The organism is Aliidiomarina shirensis (genome assembly GCF_003987345.1).
Taxonomy (GTDB): domain Bacteria; phylum Pseudomonadota; class Gammaproteobacteria; order Enterobacterales; family Alteromonadaceae; genus Aliidiomarina; species Aliidiomarina shirensis.
Genome location: NZ_PIPP01000001.1, coordinates 662,930 through 683,595 on the forward strand (window position 1 = coordinate 662,930; position 20,666 = coordinate 683,595).

Here is a 20,666-nt window from a genome sequence, read left to right on the forward strand (position 1 = left end):
CTTTACGTTAACGTAAACTTCATGTTAGCTTATCGTGTATAAGTGCCGTATGGCAAGTAAGTGGGAATAGTAACATGCAGAATACTAGAGTTTCAGCAGTGGAAGCAGAATTTGAAACTAGCCCTGAGCGCGTTCGCCGCACCCAGGATTCGTTCAGTATTGGTGATTTATCGAAAGAATTCGATATCACTACCCGAAGCATTCGTTTTTACGAAGATCAGGGCTTGATTCTGCCTGAGCGGCGTGGCCAAACCCGCATTTACACGCAAAAAGATCGCGTGCGTTTAAAGCTGATCTTACGCGGCAAACGCCTAGGCTTTACGCTTGCGGAAACTAAAACCCTATTCGATATGTATGAACGTGATGGCAGCAGTGTGAACCAACTGCAAACCATGTTGCGTTTAATAGATGACAAAAAGTTGGCCCTGCGCCAGCAACTCGAAGATATTAAAGTTGTTTTGCACGAGTTAACCGCCGTTGAGAGCGGATGCCGCGCAGAGCTCATTGAAAAAACCAAGGAGAACCCATGATTAGCGCCTATAAAACTTTCAATTTCGATCTCGGTGAAACTGCCGATATGATTCGTGAGCAAGTAAATTCGTTCGCTCGTGATGAAATCGCACCGCGTGCTGCCGAAATTGATGAAGCCAATGAGTTTCCTGCCGATTTGTGGCGCAAATTTGGTGATATGGGCCTGCTTGGCATTACTGTTCCTGAAGAATTTGGTGGTTCAGAGCTCGGTTATTTAGAACATGTTATTGCCATGGAAGAAATTAGCCGTGCCTCGGCCTCTGTAGGCTTGAGCTACGGTGCACATTCAAACCTGTGCGTAAACCAATTAAAAATTAACGGTAGCCAAGCGCAAAAAGAGAAGTATTTACCGAAACTTGTAAGTGGCGAGCACGTAGGTGCTTTAGCTATGAGTGAGCCAAACGCCGGTTCCGATGTGGTAAGCATGAAGCTGCACGCTAAAAAAGATGGCGATCATTACATTTTGAACGGTAATAAAATGTGGATTACCAACGGCCCTGATGCTGATGTTCTCGTGGTGTACGCGAAAACTGAACCGAGTGCAGGGTCAAAAGGTATTACCGCATTCATTATTGAAAAAGCAAACACTCCAGGTTTTAGTACTGCACAAAAGCTCGATAAACTTGGCATGCGCGGCTCAAACACTTGTGAGCTAGTGTTTGAAGATGCCCGGGTTCCGGCAGAGAACATTCTTGGCGAATTAAACCAAGGCGTTAAGGTACTGATGAGCGGCCTTGATTACGAGCGTGCAGTTTTAGCGGCTGGCCCGCTGGGCATTATGCAAGCGTGCATGGACGTTGTTGTACCTTATATTCACGAGCGTAGCCAATTTGGCCAAGCCATTGGTGAATTCCAATTGGTGCAAGGCAAGATTGCTGATATGTATACCCAAATGAACGCGGCTCGTGCTTATGTATATGCTGTGGCGAAGGCTTGTGATCGTGGTGAAACCACACGAAAAGATGCCGCCGGTGCTATTCTTTACGCAGCTGAGCTTGCAACTAAAATGGCCCTTGATGCCATTCAGTTATTGGGCGGCAATGGTTACATTAACGAATACCCTGCGGGCCGCTTATTACGCGATGCTAAGCTATATGAAATTGGAGCTGGCACCTCGGAAATTCGCCGTATGTTAATTGGCCGTGAGTTATTTTCGGAATCGAAGTAACTAAGCGCTAACCGATAAGGAACCTCGTTGTGGCTATTATCACCAGTAAAGTGAATTCGCGCGATGAAACATTTTTAGCGAATAAAGAATCGATGCAGGCCGTAATGGCCGATTTGCAGGAAAAAGCGGCACAAATTAAGCAAGGTGGCGGTAAAAGCTACCAAGAACGGCATGAATCGCGTGGCAAGCTGTTAGCCCGTGATCGTATTCAGCGTTTACTTGATGCCGGCTCACCATTTTTAGAGCTGGGTCAATTTGCCGCATGGGATGTTTACGATGATTACGTGCCTGCAGCTGGTGTTGTTGCCGGTATTGGCCGGGTTGAAGGTGTTGAGTGCATGATTGTGGCAAACGATGCCACGGTTAAAGGTGGTACTTACTACCCCCTCACCGTGAAAAAGCATTTACGTGCACAAGAAATTGCCGAGCGCTGCCACCTCCCCTGCATCTATTTGGTTGATTCCGGTGGCGCTAACCTGCCACGACAAGATGAAGTGTTCCCAGATCGGGATCACTTCGGCCGCATTTTCTTTAATCAAGCGAATATGTCGGCGAAAGGCATTCCACAAATTGCTGTGGTAATGGGCCTTTGTACCGCAGGTGGTGCGTATGTGCCCGCTATGGCTGATGAATCCATTATCGTAAAAGAACAAGGCACTATTTTCTTAGCGGGCCCGCCGTTGGTAAAAGCGGCCACCGGTGAAGAAGTAAGTGCTGAAGAGCTTGGTGGTGCCGATGTGCACACCCGCGTTTCTGGTGTGGCTGATCACTTTGCCGTGAACGATGAACATGCGTTAGATATCGCCCGCCGTTCGGTTTCCCGTTTAAACCGCCCTGCGAAAGCGCAGCTTGATGTAGAGCCTGTAAAACCGCCGCGTTATCCGCAAGAAGAAATTTACGGCATTGTCGGCACTGATCTGCGCAAGCCTTACGATGTGCGTGAAGTAATTGCCCGTATCGTTGATGATTCTGATTTTGATGAATTTAAACAAAACTACGGCAATACTTTAGTTACTGGTTTTGCCCGTATTCACGGCTTCTTAGTGGGTATTGTGGCGAACAACGGCATTCTTTTTTCCGAATCGGCGCAAAAAGGCGCACACTTTATTGAGCTATGTGCCCAGCGCAAAATCCCTTTAGTGTTCTTGCAAAATATCACCGGCTTTATGGTGGGTAAGAAATATGAAGCGGAAGGTATTGCTAAGCACGGTGCGAAAATGGTTACTGCGGTAAGTTGTGCAAAAGTGCCGAAGTTTACCGTGTTAATTGGCGGTAGCTATGGTGCTGGTAACTACGGTATGTGTGGCCGTGCTTATGATCCAACGCTGATGTTTATGTGGCCAAATGCGCGCATCTCCGTAATGGGTGGCGAGCAAGCCGCTGGCGTTATGGCGCAAGTTACCCGTGATGGTAAAGAACGCAAAGGCGAAAGCTGGAGCGCGGAAGATGAAGCCAAATTCAAGCAGCCGATTATTGATACCTACGAGCACCAAGGCCACCCTTACTACGCTTCGGCGCGGTTATGGGACGATGGCATTATCGATCCCGCGCAAACGCGCACGGTGCTCGGTTTAAGTATCTCTGCGGCATTAAATGCACCGATTGAAGATACACGCTTTGGCGTGTTCCGCATGTAAGGGGTGTTTATGTCTGCTGACCATGTAGTTTTAGAGATTGATAGCCGTGGCGTGGCCCGGCTTACCATGAATCGCCCAGAAGTTCACAACGCCTTTGATGATGTGATTATTGCCCAACTACGCGCTGCCCTTGATGAAGTGCGTGAAAACGCCGATGCACGGGTATTAGTGCTGCAATCGGCGGGTAAAAACTTCTCGGCGGGTGCTGATTTAAATTGGATGCGTTCTATGGCTGATAAAAATTATCAGGAGAACGTAGAAGACGCAGGTGAACTCGGCGCTCTGATGTGGGAACTGGATCAATTACCAATTCCTACCATCGCCTTGGTAAACGGTGCGGCTTTTGGTGGCGCGGTGGGCCTGGTAGCCTGTTGCGATATGGCCATTGGCCAAAGCCGCGCAAGCTTTTGCCTCTCGGAAGTAAAAATTGGCCTCATTCCAGCGGTTATTAGCCCCTATGTTGTGCGCGCCCTTGGCGAGCCAGCAGCACGCCGCTATATGCTTACGGCCGAACGTTTTTTTGCGGCTGAAGCGCACCGCTTGGGCTTGCTAGATGAAGTTACCGATGGCGATTTAGAAGAAGCGCTCGAGCCGCTCTTAACTGCACTCTTGGCCAATAGCCCCGCTGCAGTAAAAGCCTGTAAAAATCTAATTCAACACGTGAGCAACTTGCCGCTGAACCAAGAATTGGTAGCTGAAACAGCACGCCGTATTGCAGAAATTCGCGTGTCTGCTGAAGGCCAAGAAGGCCTGAGCTCGTTCCTTGAGAAACGCACACCGGCTTGGCAAACGGCTAAAGCGCAAACGGATGGAAAAAAATAATGGCTCAACAATTATCAAAAATTCTAATCGCCAACCGTGGTGAAATTGCTTGTCGAGTAATTCGTACCGCGCGCGAAATGGGTATTAAAACGGTTGCGGTATACTCCGATGCCGATACCAATGCGCAACACGTGTTACTAGCCGATGAAGCTGTGCATATTGGTGGCTCACAAAGCAGTGAATCGTATTTATGTGCCGATAAAGTAATTGCGGCTGCGAAACGCACCGGTGCCCAAGCGATTCACCCGGGCTATGGTTTTTTATCGGAAAACGAATCCTTTGCTGAGGCATTGCAAGATGCCGGCCTTATTTTCATTGGCCCACCGGTAAAAGCAATTGCCGCTATGGGTTCAAAAAGCGCCGCCAAGAATATTATGGCCGAAGCCGGCGTGCCTTTAGTGCCCGGTTATCACGGCGATGATCAAAGTGATGATCTGCTTGCCGCAGAAGCTGAAAAAATTGGCTACCCGGTGCTGTTGAAAGCAGCATACGGCGGCGGCGGTAAAGGGATGCGTATCGTAGAAAAAGCCAGCGAATTTGCGGAAGCCCTAGCTTCTGCAAGACGTGAAGCGAAAGCTGGCTTTAGCAACGATAAAATGCTGGTAGAGAAATTTATTACGCGCCCGCGCCACGTTGAAATTCAAGTGTTTTGTGATCAGCATGGCAACGCTGTGTATCTTGCTGAGCGCGATTGCTCGGTGCAACGCCGCCACCAAAAAGTGGTTGAAGAAGCACCAGCACCTGGCCTCAGTGAAGAAACCCGCAAAGCTATGGGTGATGCCGCGGTACGTGCAGCGCAAGCAATTGATTATGTGGGTGCTGGCACCGTTGAGTTCTTATTCGATGAAGATGAAAGCTTCTACTTCATGGAAATGAACACCCGCTTGCAAGTAGAGCATCCGGTTACTGAAATGATTACCGGCGTTGATTTAGTAGAATGGCAATTGCGCGTTGCGGCGGGTGAAGAACTACCGATGCAGCAAGATGAAATTGTGCTCGATGGCCATGCTTTTGAAGCGCGCATTTATGCCGAAAATGCTGATGATAACTTTATGCCGAGTACCGGCACCCTAGCCTACTTGCGTCACCCTGAAGTTTCACCTTATGTGCGCTGGGATTCAGGTATTGTTGAGGGCGATGAAGTAACCACCTTCTACGATCCAATGATCGCCAAGTTAATCGTGTGGGATATCGACCGGGAATCGGCATTGCGCCGTTTAACCAACGCATTGCGCGAAACCCGCATTGCTGGGGTCACCACCAATACCGATTATTTACACCGCATTGTAAGCCATGAAGCATTCCAGAAAGCCGAACTTACTACCCGTTTTATCGAGCAATATGGTGAAGCGTTGCACCAGCGTGAGAAAGGCTTACCGGAAGCAATTAACTTGCTTACCATTGCGGCTTCAATTATTCGCAACCGCCAACAGGCCGCTAATCAAGATCCATGGTCACGTGCCAACGGCTGGCGCGTTAATGCGGCGGCAAAACATCGTCTGTGTTTAAAAACTGCCGGTTCTGAAAGCGAAACGGTTCTAAACTTAGAAGAAACAGAAGCAGGTATTTATTGGCCTGAACACGAACTTTCTATGAACTTCGCCAACGATGGTGCGGTATTAGTAGATGGTTTGCGCTTCCATTGTGAAATAGCAGAAGATAACGGTCGTTTCACGCTGTTTAGCCACTATGGTCGATTTGATGCTAGCGTATATGATGCGGTATCGGAGCTAATTCATGAAGAAGAAGCCGGCACCCTTACCGCACCAATGAACGGTACGATTGTGGCGGTAAATGTTGCGGCAGGCGATACTGTAAGCGAAGGCCAAGCGTTAGTAGTTATGGAGGCGATGAAAATGGAATACACCATTCGCGCGCCATTCGATGCTACCGTAGAACAAGTGTTCTTCAACGCTGGTGAGCTGGTTTCTGATGGCGCCGAACTGATTAGTTTAGCTACAGATTAAGCGCTAGAGCGCCATACCACCCTAAGGTAAGTAGCCGAAAAAAAAGGAACGCACAAATGCCGAATAAATTGCCAAACAGCATCGCGAGCAAACTACCCAGCTCTGTACGCATCGTTGAAGTTGGCCCGCGTGATGGCCTACAAAACGAGCAAGCGGTAACGACGGCAGATAAAGTAGCACTGATTCACAATCTCGCCGATGCCGGTTTTAAAACCATCGAGTCAGCTAGTTTTGTGAGCCCGAAATGGGTACCGCAAATGGCGGATAGTGCCGATGTGTTGCAGCAAATTAAGCGGAAGAAAGGCGTTACCTATTCGGCACTTACACCCAACCTAAAAGGCTTTGAGTTGGCAATGGCGGCCGGATCCGATGAGGTAGCCGTGTTTGGCGCTGCATCAGAAGCATTCAGCAGAAAGAATATTAACTGCTCCATTGAGGAATCGTTAGATCGCTTTGCCCCGGTGATGGAAGCTGCGAAAGCAGAAGGCATTCGTGTTCGCGGTTATGTTTCCTGTGTTCTCGGTTGCCCTTATCAAGGCGAAGTTCCAATTAGCGAGGTTGTGCGTGTAGCTCGCCAGCTTTATCGCATGGGCTGCTATGAAATTTCGTTAGGCGATACCATAGGTGTCGGCACCCCTATTCACGCGCAGCGCATGCTCGGTGCTGTCGCTGATCATGTGCCTATGGAACAATTAGCGTTGCATTTTCATAATACCTACGGCCAGGCACTGGCAAATTTGGCTGCGTGTTTGCCTATGGGTGTGAGTGTGATTGATAGCGCGATAGCAGGCTTAGGTGGCTGCCCATACGCTAAAGGCGCAAGCGGCAATGTGGCGAGTGAAGATGTACTTTACATGCTTGATGGCATGGGCATTGAAGCCGGCGTGAATTTAGATAAAGCGATTATTGCAGGGCGCGCCATTTGCAAAGCACTGGGCACTACCCCGCGCTCAAATGTAAGCATTGCCCGCAGCGCAAGTTAATAAAAAACTAGAATAAAAACGCACTAATAAAGGCGAAGTTATGAACCCAGCGAATAATCTTTTGTGGCAACCTACTCCGGAACAACGTGAACGCACACAAATGATGGCATTTTTGCGGACCGTTGAAGATAAATTCGAGCTCGATTTTTCTACTGATAATTCTGCCGACGCATATGCGGCGCTGCATGCTTGGTCGGTTGCTGAGAAAGAGAAATTTTGGAGCTTACTTTGGGACGAATTTTCGGTAATTGGCCATAAGGGCGAACGCGTTCTTATTGATGGCGATAAAATGCCTGGCGCTGAATGGTTCCCAGATGCCGAGATTAACTTCGCTGAAAACTTATTGCGTTTTCGTGATAACCGCCCCGCCTTAGTTTTTACTAATGAGCACGGCGAACGTACTGAAATTACTTACGCCGAACTCTATCTAGCCACCGCTCAACTTGCTGCAAAATTGAAGCAACAAGGTGTACAGGCCGGTGATCGGGTAGCGGGTATGTTGCCCAACTGTATTGAAACCATTATCGCCATGCTCGCAACAACAAGCTTAGGTGCGGTTTGGTCGAGCTGTAGCCCTGATTTTGGCGTGCAAGGTGTTCTTGACCGTTTTGGCCAAGTTGCACCGAAAGTGCTGTTCACGGTAGATGGTTATTTTTATAACGGTAAAACGCTTGATATCAGTGATAAAGTAAATGAAATCGCAGCGAATTTGCCTTCAGTGGAAGCTTTGGTAGCTATCCCATTTGCGGGGATTCAGCACAGCATTAACAACGCCGTAGCATGGAATGATTATCGGGATGTTCAGGCCACTGAACTTGCCTTCGTACCACGCAAATTTAACGACCCGCTCTACATTATGTTCAGCTCAGGCACTACTGGGGTGCCGAAATGTATTGTTCACGGCATTGGCGGCACTTTACTGCAGCACATCAAAGAACATGCCCTACACACTGATTTACGCCGCGAAGATACCCTTTTCTACTTCACTACCTGTGGTTGGATGATGTGGAACTGGCTCGTTTCAGGCCTTGCTATTGGCGCGCGTTTAGCGCTATTTGATGGTTCTCCGTTCTATCCTAGCCCTGCCGCAATGCCTGATTTAATTGATAAAGAAGGTATTACTGTATTTGGCACCAGTGCCAAATACCTCGCTGCATTAGAAAAAGCTGGAGAAAAACCGCGAGAAAGCCACAAGTTAAGCGGTTTACGGGCGATTCTTACTACTGGCTCGGTATTAGCGCCGGAGAGTTTTGATTATGTTTATCGCGATATCAAAGCCGATGTGTGCTTAAGTTCAATTTCTGGTGGTACCGATATTGTTTCTTGTTTTGCTTTAGGCAACCCAATTCTTCCGGTATATCGCGGGCAGTTACAGTGTCGTGGGCTAGGCTTAGCAGTGAATGTTTACAACGATGCGGGTGAGCCGGTGCAAGGCGAAAAAGGCGAACTTGTTTGTGAACAGAGCTTTCCATGCATGCCCATAGGCTTTTGGAACGATACCGATGGCAGCCGTTATCACGGTGCCTACTTCGAGCGTTTCGATAATATTTGGGCACATGGCGATTACGCCGAACTCACCACCGAAGGCGGTGTGATTATTTATGGCCGTTCTGATGCCGTGTTAAACCCAGGTGGCGTGCGAATTGGCACCGCTGAAATTTATCGGCAAGTTGAAAAGGTTGATGCGGTTCTCGAAAGCATCGCCGTTGGCCAGCAATGGCAAGACGATGAGCGCATTGTGCTGTTTGTGAAGCTGCGTGATGGTATTGAACTTACCGATGAATTGCGCAATGAGATAAAAAAAATCATTCGTGCCAATGCAACACCTCGTCATGTTCCTTCAGTTATTTTACAAGTGGCCGATATACCTAGAACCATTAGCGGAAAAATCGTGGAGCTAGCGGTGCGCCAAGTAGTTCATGGTGAAAAAGTAAAGAACACCGACGCGCTCGCGAATCCCGAAGCGTTAGATTACTTCCGTGATCGTGCAGAACTTAGCCAGTAAATTCGGTTTTCTACAGTTTTTATGTGAATTTACACGTTTATAATGCGACGCCACTAGACGCGAAAAATTTAAACGTGTAAAAATAACTACTTGCTTCGCGCAATCCGTAATTTTCGTGCTGCGATTTAGAGAAATGGATTTCGGTGTAGTAAGCAACTTTAGTGAGCGGCCTTGGAAATATAATAAGAATAGCCATCCATATGATGAAATGCGCAATTTAAAAAGACATAAACAGGCTATATTTGCCGGTGTAATAGGATTAGTGGTAACACTAGTGCTTACATTCTCACTCCGCATTTCGGATAGCAATTCAATCCGCGATACACTCGACTCTGAGTTATATGATCTCCAACTAGAAATTCGCCGCGAATTACAATCACATATGTTTGGTTTCACTTGGGTGAGCCGACAAGGTGAAGTTGGTCCTGCTTGGGTTGATGAAGGCGAACTAATTACCTCCTATTACCGCCAATTCCGCAGCCTTTTTTGGGTAACCGCGGATGGTGAAGTTATTCGTCATTACCCCAATAGTTGGAACCCTCCTGCCACCGTACCTGAATCTATTGCGGTATGGCTTAGCCGATTCAACCCAGGAGCGCGCTACTTAATCAGTGCCGAAGAGCTTGCCGAACATCCCGCCGATTTATTGTTGGTGGTGCCTTTCAACGGTGAGAGCCACAATGGCTTTTATGCTGGCATTATTGATATGAACCGGCTACTTCACTTAACCGTGGCCAGCCATTTAAAAGATAACACTGCCTTTCACGTTGTTCGCCAATCTGATTCTGAAGTTATGTTTAACCTAGCGCCAAACGATCGCCTGAAAGCGGAATGGGGTAACCATCGAGTATTCCAGATTTTTGGTGAAACATGGATTTTAGAGCTTTGGCCAACGCCAGAGCGCCTGCAAGAAATGCGCAGTAAATTGCCATTGTTAGTGTTACTTGCCGGTTCATTGGTAACCGGTTTGCTTACCTTTGTTTTATATTTGCTAGGCGTAAGCCGCGTACGGGAAACCATGCTGCAAGAGGCGAACCGTGAGCTTTACGATGAAATTGAAGAGCGTGAAAAAGTAGAGCAGCGGGTTGCCTATTTAGCGGAGCATGATTCACTTACCGGCTTAGCTAACCGCAACGCCATTATTGCGCAACTCGGCAATGAACTTGATATTCTGCGGGAACAGAGCTTGCGCGTAGGTGTTATGATTCTGGATCTCGACCACTTTAAAGAAGTAAACGATACCCTTGGCCACAATATTGGTGATGCCCTACTTAAACAGGTATCAACGCGCCTTTCTGAATTGCATGGCGGCAAATCTATGTTAGCGCGTTTAGGGGGCGATGAGTTTGCGGTAATGCTCACCAACGTTCGTGAACAAGAAGATTTAGAATCCTATGCTGGTGAAATTATTGAAGCGCTCGATAAGCACTTTAATGTAGAAGGCTACGAAATTTTTGTTACCGGTAGTATTGGTATTGCCCTTACCCAAACCGGTCAAGAAGATGCTGAAACACTAATGCGCCACGCCGATACCGCGCTTTACCGGGCAAAAGAGCGTGGCCGAAATACCTGGCACGTATACAGCCAAGAACTTCATGATGAACTGGCCGATAGGCTCGATTTATCGAAAAAACTACGCTATGCCATTGAGCAGAATAAACTTGCTGTGTTCTATCAGCCGCAAGTTGATATGACTACGCGCAAAATAATTGGTTTAGAAGCACTTGTGCGCTGGATCGAGGACGATGGCACCATTATCGGCCCCGATCGCTTTATTCCAATTGCTGAAGATTCCGGCCTTATCCTACCAATTTCCGATTTCGTGCTGCAAACTGCCTGTCGGCAATTAGCCCGTTGGCGCGATATGGGTTTGAACGATATTCGCGTTTCGGTGAATTTATCGGGTCGTCAGTTCCAAGTGCCGGATTTAACCGATCAGATCCTATACGCGGTTCGCAGTGCAGGCATTCCAACTGCATTCCTAGAACTCGAGCTCACTGAGCAAGTGTTAATTGAAAATAGTAAATCGCACACGCAGTTTATGCAGGACATGCGGGATAACGGCATAACCCTCGCTATTGATGATTTCGGTGTTGGTTATTCTTCACTTTCATACTTAAAACACTTCCCTATCAACGCGTTGAAAATAGATCGCTCGTTCGTGAAAGATTTACCCGACGATAAAGACGATGCCACTATTACCCAAACCATTGTAAGTTTAGCGCGTAACCTTGATATCGGTATCGTTGCTGAGGGTGTAGAAAATCAGGCGCAAGCTGATTTCTTAATTGAGCGTGGGTGTACGATTGGCCAAGGCTATTTCTACAGCCGCCCTGTTCCTGCCGATGAAGCAACGGCACTGTTAACCGCGCCAAATAGTGTAATTCCTGTTAAAATATCCTAGATAATTCATTTTCATAAGCCCCGAACTATTTCAACAGTTAATATTTCGGTTGCTACTGTGTTCGCCCTTTTATTGGCGTTAGCGAAAAGCTAAAGAATGAAAGCACAGATTACAGAATTTAAAATTCGAAATGTGAGGAGTACCCACAATGGCTACACATGATGTAGAACGCGAGAGTATGGAGTTTGATGTACTGATTGTGGGCGCAGGCCCTGCAGGCCTCAGCACTGCATGCAAGCTTGCCCAGTTGAACCAAGAACAAGGCAAAGATTTGCAGATTTGCGTTATTGAGAAAGGTTCTGAGGTTGGTGCACACATTCTTTCGGGGGCTGTATTTGAGCCGCGTGCACTTACTGAATTATTCCCAGATTGGAAAGAACGCGGTGCCCCACTAAACACGCCGGTAACGCGCGATGATATTTTCATGTTCGGGAATGCCGAGAAAGCCTCAAAGTTACCTAACTTTATGGTGCCTAAAACCTTCCACAATGAGGGTAACTACATTGTAAGTATGGGTAACGTGTGCCGCTGGTTAGCGAGCCAAGCAGAAGAGCTGGGAGTTGAAGTTTTCCCCGGGTTTGCCGCCGCAAGTGTGATTTACGGCGACAATAACGAAGTATGTGGCGTACTTACAGGCGATATGGGCGTAGGGGCCGATGGCGAGCCAAAAGATGGCTATATGCCTGGTATGGAGCTGCGCGCGAAATATACTATTTTTGCGGAAGGTTGCCGCGGCCACTTGGGCAAAGAGCTTATTGAGCACTATCAGTTAGATAAAGATAGCACGGTGCAACACTACGCTATTGGCTTTAAAGAAATTTGGGATATTCCAGTAGAGCAGCACGAAGAAGGTGTAGTGGTGCATTCAACGGGCTATCCACTAAAAGACGAAGCAAGCGGTGGTGGTTATTTATATCATGCCGAAAATGGCCAAGTGTTCTTGGGTTTAATTATTGATTTGAATTATACCAACCCGCATTTGAATCCATTTGCAGAATTCCAAAAATTCAAACAGCATCCACAAATTCGCAAGGTTTTGGAAAATGGTAAGCGCGTAAGTTATGGTGCGCGAGCGATTGCCAAAGGTGGTTTCTATTCATTACCGAAAATGACCATGCCCGGTGCTGTATTGGTAGGTTGTGATGCGGGTACACTTAATTTTGCCAAAATTAAAGGAAATCACACCGCAATGAAGAGCGGTATGTTGGCCGCAGAAACTGTTTTCGCGGCACTTAGTGGCGAAAATTACGGCGCTGATTTAAAAGAATATACCGAAGCTTTTAAAGATTCGTGGCTATATGATGAATTATATCGTTCACGTAACTTTGGCCCAGTTGTTCACAAATGGGGTACATGGTTAGGCGGTGCGTATAACACCTTAGATCAAAACTTTTTTGGTGGGAAACTTCCCTTTACCATTAAAGATACAAAAGCTGATCATGAAGGTATGCAACTTGCAAAAGATGCAAAAACTATTGATTACCCGAAGCCGGATAACAAAATATCGTTTGATCGCAATTCTTCGGTTTATTTATCCAATACGAATCACGAAGAAGATCAGCCGTGTCATTTACAGTTAGCTGATAAAGATATTCCGATTCAAGTTAATTTACCGAAGTTTGATGAGCCAGCACAACGCTACTGCCCTGCAGGTGTATATGAAGTAGTTACCGCCGATTCCGGTGAACAGCGTTTCCAGATTAATGCGCAAAACTGCATTCACTGTAAAACGTGCGATATCAAAGATCCGAGCCAAAATATTCGCTGGGTAACCCCTGAAGGTACCGGCGGCCCAACATATCCCAATATGTAGGCTTGCAAATAAACGAATAGTTCGTAAATAGAAAGCCCATCAAACAGTGCAAAAATACCCGCACTTTTGATGGGCTTTTTTTTGTTATGAAATAAGAAGTTATATTAGCAAGAACGGCATATACTATTTACGCAATTATGTTCTAAAATATACTGTGAATGTCAATTCTTCGTAAGTTTTCGCTGAACAAATAGCATTGCAATTGTTTGCGCGTTATTTTCATATTAAAGTTCCATCGCAAACATGCGTATTTGCAGCGCTTTCTATTTCGATGCTTTCGATTTTTATCATCGAATATTATATCTACGAAAACTAGGCTTCATTTATTTGCAAGCAAGTGAAATCAATTAGAAGTCTCTGATTAACAACTACCTGATTAACAACTAAAAGTAACATAGGATAATACATGAGCGAGTTTACAGATATTCTAACCCATGCCCGCCGCCTCAACGCAGCAACAAAAGAATTAACCGTTGCTGAACTAAACGATGTGGCCGCGAAATTGGCAAATATTATTGAGCAGCGCAAGGACGACGAAGCTGAGCAACAACGCCAGCAGGCTGCCAAACAGTTAGAAATCGAACGGATTCGTAAACAAATAGCCGATGCTGGTTTAAACCCAGAAGAAGTACTTGGTACTGAGGCAGGCGTAAGTAAAGGTAAATCAAAGCGTAAGCCTTATAAAAAACGGGCGCCGAAGCCTGCCAAATATAAGTACATTGATGCCAATGGCGAAAGTAAAACGTGGACCGGCCAAGGCCGCACACCAAAACCTATTCAAGAAGCATTAAACGCTGGCCGTTCGTTAAACGATTTCTTAATCTAAACAGAACTTCAGCTACGAAAAAAGGGTGTTTCGAATAAACGAAACACCCTTTTTTGTTGGCTAACCGCTTTAGCGTAAACGTATACCTGCATCACCCACGCCAATATCAATGTTTATTGAAAACTCGCCATCGCCTCTGCCGCTAGTAGTTTCCGCAACAATTGCGCGCTTCGTTTTCACATCGTGGCCACCGCGAATACTGGCAGAACCTACGCCTACATCTGCGCTAATCGCGCCGGCTTCACTTAATAAACCTTCAACTTTGGCATCACCAACACCGAGATCGATATTTACCGCTGTTGCACCTACTTTTACATCAACCAAGCCAACACCTAAATCAACATCAAGCTTCTCTACTGCCGGTAAGGTTACATGCCACGTAGATTCAACATTGTTCTCTGAAAAAGAAATGCTGAGCACACCATTACGTTCGCGTATAGCAACATCCATATCGCTCACATCTTTGGTGCGGCGCATAATGCCTGAACGCTTGCCTTCGAAAAGTGCGCGAATAGTAAGTTCAGAGCCTTCACCCTGCTCTACGTATACCGAGCCTACCCCGTTTTTCAATATAACGTGGTTCACATCAGCTACCGAAACTTCATGGTAACGCTCAACTTCATCGCTTGCAGATGCTGCCGTGCTTAATGTAAGCACGCTTAGCGATGCTACGAATGCGATCACGATCCAGCTCATTTTCTGCATAGTTGTTTTCATTGCTTTACTCATCATGTGTTCCTTTTTATTTTTACTACATAAATACATTCATTGAATATGGGTGTTATCTGCCAAACTGAATGCCGCTAGCTTTTCCTGATTCAAGCCCTTTGGCTTTGAATGCTTCGTGCCTGTATCTTTTAATATCCGCACAAGTAGGTTCTAAAAAATTGCACCTACATATATACATAAGCAATTATTAGGCCAAAATTATAAACCCTTGTTTTAAATGAGTTATTTATTTTAAATAAAATCTAACTTAGTGATATTCCACAAAATGTGGTGAAATATATAGATTCCTTTGTGGTATCAACCATTTTAACGATAGCCCAACCTGTACCTTACGCCAGCAACCTAATGAACAAGATGGCGGAAATTATTCCGCGAACGAGCGCAAACGTGAATATGCCGAAAACTGAAAGTAGCAAGAATAGTGAAAATTCTGAGTATCGCTTCAAACCCATCGGGTTTATTGAATCGCCCTACCGGCAGAAATTCGCCATTCCCCGGCAACCTGGTTTAGTGCCCAGCGCTCGCGGCATAATCCATTTCACCGAAGAGTTTGCTCATTCTGATTGTGTGCGTGGTATAGAAGCCTTTAGCCATCTCTGGCTCACATTTGTGTTCCATGAAACCGCAGCGCAAGGTTGGAAGCCGTTAGTGCGGCCTCCGCGCCTTGGTGGCAATATGCGCAAAGGCGTGTTTGCCACGCGCTCTACCTTTCGCCCTAATCCGATTGGCCTCTCGGTCGTTGAACTGGTTGCCGTAGAGGCTAACAAGCTTATCGTGCGTGGGCTCGATCTACTTCACGGCACGCCAATTTTGGACATCAAACCTTACCTACCCTATTCCGATAGCGTAAGCGGCGCACTGGGTGGCTATGCCGATGCGAACCCAACCACGGGTATGAGTGTTTCCTTTACCCCAGCAGCCGAGGCCGCAATATTGCAGCATCAGCACGAATATCCTGAGCTACGGCAGTTGATTAGTGAAGTGTTGCAACAAGATCCCCGCCCCGGCTATCAGCGCGAACAAAGCTGGGATAAGGAATACGGTATGCATTTATATGATTTCAATATTAAGTGGCGTGTAATAGCAAACGATAATCATGTAATAAGCATCAGTTAAGCCTTTGTTGCATGCGCCTAGGCTGTTAGAATGCTGCCTTAATTAGCTAATTTAACTTGCCATTTCTAGCACGAGATAAACCAATATGCGCACTAGCCAATACCTGCTTGGAACAATGAAAGAAACCCCTGCTGATGCAGAAGTAATAAGCCATCAGCTAATGCTGCGTGCCGGTATGGTGCGTAAAGTAGCATCTGGGCTTTATACATGGACTCCAACAGGCCTGCGGGTATTGCGCAAAGTTGAACATGTGGTACGCGAAGAAATGGAAAAAGCAGGCGCTATCGAAGTGCTAATGCCCATGGTGCAGCCTGCCGATTTATGGGAAGAATCTGGCCGCTGGCAAGATTATGGCCCTGAGCTGCTACGCATTAAAGATCGCCACAACCGTGATTTCGTATTGGGCCCTACCCATGAAGAAGTCATCAGCGAATTAGTGCGCAAAGAAGTAAACAGTTATAAGCAGCTGCCACTCAATCTATTCCAAATTCAAACAAAATTCCGTGATGAAATTCGCCCGCGTTTTGGCGTAATGCGTTCGCGCGAATTTATTATGAAAGATGCGTATTCGTTCCATACTACGCAAGAAAGTTTGGAAGAAACCTACAAAACCATGTTTGATGCGTATTGCAATATCTTCACCCGCTTGGGCCTCGATTTCCGCCCAGTAATTGCCGATACCGGTTCTATTGGCGGCAACATGAGCCACGAGTTTCATGTGCTCGCCAGTTCAGGTGAAGATGATATCGCGTTTTCTGATAGCTCAGATTACGCTGCGAACGTTGAACTTGCTGAAGCGGTGGCAATCGCCGATGAACCATTAGCCGCTACCCAGGCCATGGAAAAGATTGCCACGCCGGAAGCGAAAACCATTAAAGCGTTGGTTGAACAATTTGATGTAAACATCGAAAACACAGTTAAAACACTTATTGTGCATGCGGCAGAAGCTACTGACGCAAGCGATAAGAAAGCAACAGAAGCAGCCACCGGCAAAAAAGCAAAACTAGTCGCCTTAATTATTCGTGGCGACCATGAGCTCAACGAAATCAAGGCAGCAAAACACCCTGCCGTAGCTTCACCATTGGTGTTTGCTAGCGATGAAGAAATCAAAACAGCCGTTGGTGCAGGCCCAGGGTCGCTTGGCCCCGTAAATCTGAGTATGCCAGTAATTGTTGATCGCGCGGTAGCCAGCATGAGCGATTTTGCGGCTGGTGCGAACGAAGAAGGCTTCCATTTCTTTGGTATTAATTGGAACCGCGATGTTGATTTGCCAGAAGTGGCTGATTTACGCAACGTTCAAGCGGGTGATGCTAGCCCTGATGGCAAAGGCACTTTAAATATTGCACGCGGTATTGAAGTTGGCCATATATTCCAGCTTGGTACCAAGTACAGCGAGGCCATGAAAGCCGGTGTATTAAACGAAGAAGGTAAAAACCAAGCGTTGATCATGGGTTGTTACGGTATCGGCGTTTCGCGCATTGTGGCTGCTGCGATTGAACAGAACAACGATGCCAATGGCATTATTTGGCCTGCGGCTATGGCGCCTTACCAAGTGTGTATTTTGCCCATGAATATGCATAAATCGGCACGGGTACAAGAAGTTGCGGAAAACCTATACGCAGAACTCAAGGCCGCTGGTATCGAAGTGTTGTTCGATGATCGCAAAGAGCGCCCTGGCGTAATGTTTGCCGATATGGAATTGATTGGTATTCCACACACCATAGTTATCGGTGAACGAAACCTTGATGAACAAGCAGTTGAATATAAAAACCGCCGCAGCGGCGAGAAAGAAACCTTGAAAATTGCTGACGTATTAGCGCGCGTTCAAGGCGAGTAATTAGAGGATTTCATTGGCGTTGCTGAACTCGAGTTTAGCAACGCCAAAGTTAACGTTTACTTATCTTCACCTGCTAGCGGATCCACGTAGTGCAAATGCACATCCCACGGAAAATGAATCCACGTGCTTTGTTCAATATCCGCTTCGTATTCATCAACCAGGGGCAAGCCTTCAGGTTTAGCATACACGGTAATAAACTTAGCTTTTGGCAATCGCTTGCGCAAAAAGCGTAAGGTATTGCCAGTATCTACTAAATCATCCACCACTAAAAAGCCCGCACCATCGTCGGTGCAACTAATATCTTTGAGCATTTCTGGTTCAGCGGCTTGGCTTTGATGCGCGTAACTACGCACGCAAACGCTTTCTACCAAACGAATATTCAATTCACGAGCAAGAATAGCGGCCGGCACTAAACCACCCCGGCTTACTGCAATAATACCTTGCCATTGTTCTGCAGGCAGTTGGCGGCGAGCTAATTCGCGGGTAGCGCGATGAAGTTCTTCCCAAGAAACAAAATATTCTTGGTTACTGTGCAATCCCATGGGTGCTCCTTTTTATGCTAGCATTCGTATTCAGATTGCAAACGATTATAACACCATGTTGGGCGAAGATACGTACCCAGATGCATTCACACTTTATTTTCTGAATTTTATTTAAATAGGATAGCAAAATGCCAAAAGCGATTTTCATTGATGCCAAAGGCGGCCAATACGAACTCGATGTTGAAAATGGGCAAACCCTGATGGAAGCCGCTACGGATAATATGCTGGATGGTATTATAGGCGAGTGTGGTGGTGTGATGTCGTGTGCCACTTGTCATGTATATGTGGCTCCAGAATGGATTGAAAAACTCACCCCAGCCGACGATATCGAAGAAAGCATGATTGATGTTGCTCGTGACCCACAAGAAAACAGCCGTTTAAGCTGCCAAATCACCATGAGCGATGAGCTCGATGGTATTGTGGTACACATGCCAGTGGCACAATTCTAAGGGCCATTTAACCCTGCACAGCTACCATGGTTCTATCGTGGTAGCCGGTGGTTACTGCAATAAAACCACTGAGCTCGGCATCAAGTTCGGCATCGCCAGTATCGACCCGCAAAGGTCGTCCATTTAATGCCTGCAGCTTGGCTTTGGTAGCAATTACTTGAATATTATCTTTACCCACAGCGCGAATTACAGCTGGCGTAAGTTGCTGATTGCCACGGCCAAAAATGTGCCCTTGGCCGCCGATTAAGGTAATCACCAAAGCCATTGGTGTTCTATTTTGCTGCGCTTGCAACACCCGTTGCTCGAGCTCAGCGCCGGTAATATCAGCTTTTTCTACTTTGCCCTGATACACCACATCAACGCCCAGCAAGGTATTTTTATGGCTTAGTTCACTCATTAAGAAATCAACGGTGGAGCCCGAACCCATAATATATAGGGTATTATCGTCCATACTTTCGATCACATCAGCGGCGATATCGGCGAGCACTAGTTCATCACTCTCCTTACCACCTATCTTTACCGCCTGCATATATTCCAATTCACCCGGTACTTGCAACTCAGCATAACGCCGTGCGCGTACCGTGCCATTGCGAAACGCATCTTCATCAATATCCATAACATCAGCCGCTCTTAGTGTAGTGAGCTTGCCGGAAATCAACTGCTCTAGCACTTTGCCAGCGCCCAAGGGCGTTATCGCATATACCCCGGAATGAATTTTAACGCCCGCGGGTATACCTACTACTGGAAGTTCTTCTAGGCTCCCATTGCCATTTTCATTATTCGCAGCCCGTGCGCATTGCTGCAAGGCCAAGGCAACATCGCGTGCGGTGCCATCGCCGCCCGCAAATACTAATAAATCAGGTTTCTGCGTGGCGATAGCGGTAACCGCTTGTTGTGTATCGCTGGCTTCTGTTTGTACGCTTGCCGCGTGGTAAGCCACTTCATGATGAAAACCAAGCTCAGTTAATACATCAGCCCCCATATTCCCGGCGGCCGTAATGAATTTTATGTGCTCACGGTATGGCAATAACACGGATAGTGCTTGTGCTACCCGCTTTTCCGCTTTTTGCTCTGCCCCCCGAGCCAGTGCTTCGCTGCGGGTTTCTGCGCCATCACTACCTTTTAACGCTACCGCGCCGCCAATACCCGCAAACGGGTTAATCACCAAACCAAAACTATACGGATACATGGAAAACTGCCTCTTCTGGTGCTTGTGAGCTGCTCATTTGGCTCTCTTGTTGGCTTTCTCGTTGACGCTGCTGCTCGCGAGCGAGCATCTGCAAGCCCTGTTGTTCTATCAGCGTGTAGGTAACTGCTGGAGTGCCCCACTGCGCTTGCAATACCGCAGCAAAGCGTTGCGCCCGAGGGGGCCAGCCCGTTTTTGCTCGGTAAAGCGCCTTTCCCACTACCGCAGCAGCAAACTCGAGCCGATTGGGTGGCTCTGCACCACTGAGATTATCCACACTAATCTCAAACTGAATACCTGCAGCTAAACTCAAATACCACTCAATAGCTTGCGGGTGTACTTCCGCTTGCTCAAAGCGCGCTTGTAATTCTGGCGAGCGGCCATCGGGGGCATACCAATAGCCGAAATCGGGCAAGTGCCGCCGCACTTTGCCGGCCAAACACCAATGCGCTATTTCATGTAACGCTGAACGAGCATAACCGTGCGCAAACACAACACGATTGAACGGGTGCTTGTTAGAGCTAGGCAAATACACAGGTTCGTGCTCGCCCGCGAGCAAAACAGTTTGCTCACTTTCTTGGAAGGTATTATTAAACAGGCGGATCAATTGATCCGCCTGCGCTTCAAGAATTATGGCCATACTCAGCTATA

At 47.0% G+C, this 20,666-nt stretch carries 17 protein-coding genes; 13 read left to right on the forward strand and 4 right to left on the reverse strand.

The window, feature by feature from the left end; all coding sequences use genetic code 11:
• Positions 1-74 precede the first annotated feature (74 nt).
• The 10 genes from CWE13_RS03110 (at position 75) to CWE13_RS03155 (ending at position 14,156) form a co-directional block, all read left to right on the forward strand.
• Positions 75-530 carry a MerR family transcriptional regulator gene (locus CWE13_RS03110; RefSeq protein WP_126805871.1) on the forward strand — a complete coding sequence of 152 codons (456 nt, stop codon included), beginning with the start codon at positions 75-77 and terminating at the stop codon, positions 528-530.
• Positions 527-1,699, forward strand: coding sequence for an isovaleryl-CoA dehydrogenase (locus CWE13_RS03115; protein ID WP_126805872.1), 1,173 nt, complete (start codon positions 527-529; stop codon positions 1,697-1,699). Before CWE13_RS03110 ends, CWE13_RS03115 begins: the two co-directional genes overlap by 4 nt.
• Positions 1,700-1,728: 29 nt before the next feature.
• Positions 1,729-3,336 (forward strand): carboxyl transferase domain-containing protein, encoded by a 1,608-nt coding sequence (locus CWE13_RS03120; RefSeq protein WP_126805873.1) that lies wholly within the window; start codon positions 1,729-1,731, stop codon positions 3,334-3,336.
• 9 nt (positions 3,337-3,345) lie between these two features.
• The gene (locus CWE13_RS03125; protein ID WP_126805874.1) at positions 3,346-4,158 is read left to right on the forward strand and encodes an enoyl-CoA hydratase-related protein; all 813 of its coding nucleotides are present in this window, start codon (positions 3,346-3,348) and stop codon (positions 4,156-4,158) included.
• The gene (locus tag CWE13_RS03130) at positions 4,158-6,125 is read left to right on the forward strand and encodes an acetyl/propionyl/methylcrotonyl-CoA carboxylase subunit alpha (protein ID WP_126805875.1); all 1,968 of its coding nucleotides are present in this window, start codon (positions 4,158-4,160) and stop codon (positions 6,123-6,125) included. The genes CWE13_RS03125 and CWE13_RS03130 overlap by 1 nt, the downstream gene beginning before the upstream one ends.
• Before the next feature lie 56 nt (positions 6,126-6,181).
• The gene (locus CWE13_RS03135) at positions 6,182-7,108 is read left to right on the forward strand and encodes a hydroxymethylglutaryl-CoA lyase (protein ID WP_126805876.1); all 927 of its coding nucleotides are present in this window, start codon (positions 6,182-6,184) and stop codon (positions 7,106-7,108) included.
• 40 nt (positions 7,109-7,148) lie between these two features.
• Positions 7,149-9,113, forward strand: a complete 1,965-nt coding sequence (locus tag CWE13_RS03140) for an acetoacetate--CoA ligase (protein ID WP_126805877.1) — start codon at positions 7,149-7,151, stop codon at positions 9,111-9,113.
• A 115-nt stretch (positions 9,114-9,228) separates the two neighbouring features.
• Positions 9,229-11,517 (forward strand): putative bifunctional diguanylate cyclase/phosphodiesterase, encoded by a 2,289-nt coding sequence (locus tag CWE13_RS03145; RefSeq protein WP_126805878.1) that lies wholly within the window; start codon positions 9,229-9,231, stop codon positions 11,515-11,517.
• 148 nt (positions 11,518-11,665) lie between these two features.
• The gene (locus tag CWE13_RS03150; RefSeq protein ID WP_126805879.1) at positions 11,666-13,330 is read left to right on the forward strand and encodes an electron transfer flavoprotein-ubiquinone oxidoreductase; all 1,665 of its coding nucleotides are present in this window, start codon (positions 11,666-11,668) and stop codon (positions 13,328-13,330) included.
• 406 nt (positions 13,331-13,736) lie between these two features.
• The gene (locus CWE13_RS03155; protein ID WP_126805880.1) at positions 13,737-14,156 is read left to right on the forward strand and encodes an H-NS family histone-like protein; all 420 of its coding nucleotides are present in this window, start codon (positions 13,737-13,739) and stop codon (positions 14,154-14,156) included.
• 69 nt (positions 14,157-14,225) lie between these two features.
• Here CWE13_RS03155 and CWE13_RS03160 read toward each other — a convergent pair whose 3' ends face one another.
• On the reverse strand, positions 14,226-14,888 hold the full coding sequence (locus tag CWE13_RS03160) for a hypothetical protein (RefSeq protein WP_126805881.1): 663 nt from the start codon (positions 14,886-14,888) through the stop codon (positions 14,226-14,228).
• Positions 14,889-15,278: 390 nt separating this feature from the next.
• Here CWE13_RS03160 and tsaA point away from each other — a divergent pair, with 390 nt between their 5' ends.
• Together tsaA and CWE13_RS03170 are read left to right on the forward strand one after the other, a co-directional pair.
• Positions 15,279-16,001 carry a tRNA (N6-threonylcarbamoyladenosine(37)-N6)-methyltransferase TrmO gene (gene tsaA / locus CWE13_RS03165; protein WP_126806159.1) on the forward strand — a complete coding sequence of 241 codons (723 nt, stop codon included), beginning with the start codon at positions 15,279-15,281 and terminating at the stop codon, positions 15,999-16,001.
• Between the two features lie 85 nt (positions 16,002-16,086).
• Positions 16,087-17,838: a proline--tRNA ligase gene (locus tag CWE13_RS03170; protein WP_126805882.1), complete on the forward strand. Its 1,752-nt coding sequence runs from the start codon at positions 16,087-16,089 to the stop codon at positions 17,836-17,838.
• A gap of 56 nt (positions 17,839-17,894) precedes the next feature.
• On the opposite strand, the gene gpt is transcribed toward CWE13_RS03170, so the two are convergent.
• Positions 17,895-18,380: a xanthine phosphoribosyltransferase gene (gene gpt / locus CWE13_RS03175; RefSeq protein ID WP_126805883.1), complete on the reverse strand. Its 486-nt coding sequence runs from the start codon at positions 18,378-18,380 to the stop codon at positions 17,895-17,897.
• 128 nt (positions 18,381-18,508) lie between these two features.
• On the opposite strand from gpt, the gene CWE13_RS03180 reads away from it, so the two are divergent.
• Complete coding sequence (locus CWE13_RS03180; RefSeq protein ID WP_126805884.1) at positions 18,509-18,829, forward strand: 2Fe-2S iron-sulfur cluster-binding protein; 321 nt, start codon at positions 18,509-18,511, stop codon at positions 18,827-18,829.
• A 7-nt stretch (positions 18,830-18,836) separates the two neighbouring features.
• On the opposite strand, the gene CWE13_RS03185 is transcribed toward CWE13_RS03180, so the two are convergent.
• Positions 18,837-20,018, reverse strand: coding sequence for an ATP-NAD kinase family protein (locus CWE13_RS03185; protein ID WP_126805885.1), 1,182 nt, complete (start codon positions 20,016-20,018; stop codon positions 18,837-18,839).
• On the reverse strand, positions 20,005-20,655 hold the full coding sequence (locus tag CWE13_RS03190) for an elongation factor P hydroxylase (RefSeq protein ID WP_126805886.1): 651 nt from the start codon (positions 20,653-20,655) through the stop codon (positions 20,005-20,007). The genes CWE13_RS03185 and CWE13_RS03190 overlap by 14 nt, the downstream gene beginning before the upstream one ends.
• Positions 20,656-20,666: the final 11 nt, after the last annotated feature.

Excerpts from the sequence above, each read along its gene's own strand:
- CWE13_RS03110 (WP_126805871.1), top strand. The coding sequence starts at position 75 with ATGCAGAATACTAGAGTTTCAGCAGTGGAAGCAGAATTTGAAACTAGC.
- CWE13_RS03115 (WP_126805872.1), top strand. The coding sequence starts at position 527 with ATGATTAGCGCCTATAAAACTTTCAATTTCGATCTCGGTGAAACTGCC.
- CWE13_RS03125 (WP_126805874.1), top strand. The coding sequence starts at position 3,346 with ATGTCTGCTGACCATGTAGTTTTAGAGATTGATAGCCGTGGCGTGGCC.
- CWE13_RS03130 (WP_126805875.1), top strand. The coding sequence starts at position 4,158 with ATGGCTCAACAATTATCAAAAATTCTAATCGCCAACCGTGGTGAAATT.
- CWE13_RS03135 (WP_126805876.1), top strand. The coding sequence starts at position 6,182 with ATGCCGAATAAATTGCCAAACAGCATCGCGAGCAAACTACCCAGCTCT.
- CWE13_RS03140 (WP_126805877.1), top strand. The coding sequence starts at position 7,149 with ATGAACCCAGCGAATAATCTTTTGTGGCAACCTACTCCGGAACAACGT.
- CWE13_RS03150 (WP_126805879.1), top strand. The coding sequence starts at position 11,666 with ATGGCTACACATGATGTAGAACGCGAGAGTATGGAGTTTGATGTACTG.
- CWE13_RS03155 (WP_126805880.1), top strand. The coding sequence starts at position 13,737 with ATGAGCGAGTTTACAGATATTCTAACCCATGCCCGCCGCCTCAACGCA.
- CWE13_RS03160 (WP_126805881.1), bottom strand. The coding sequence starts at position 14,888 with ATGATGAGTAAAGCAATGAAAACAACTATGCAGAAAATGAGCTGGATC.
- tsaA (WP_126806159.1), top strand. The coding sequence starts at position 15,279 with ATGCCGAAAACTGAAAGTAGCAAGAATAGTGAAAATTCTGAGTATCGC.
- CWE13_RS03170 (WP_126805882.1), top strand. The coding sequence starts at position 16,087 with ATGCGCACTAGCCAATACCTGCTTGGAACAATGAAAGAAACCCCTGCT.
- gpt (WP_126805883.1), bottom strand. The coding sequence starts at position 18,380 with ATGGGATTGCACAGTAACCAAGAATATTTTGTTTCTTGGGAAGAACTT.
- CWE13_RS03180 (WP_126805884.1), top strand. The coding sequence starts at position 18,509 with ATGCCAAAAGCGATTTTCATTGATGCCAAAGGCGGCCAATACGAACTC.
- CWE13_RS03185 (WP_126805885.1), bottom strand. The coding sequence starts at position 20,018 with ATGTATCCGTATAGTTTTGGTTTGGTGATTAACCCGTTTGCGGGTATT.
- CWE13_RS03190 (WP_126805886.1), bottom strand. The coding sequence starts at position 20,655 with ATGGCCATAATTCTTGAAGCGCAGGCGGATCAATTGATCCGCCTGTTT.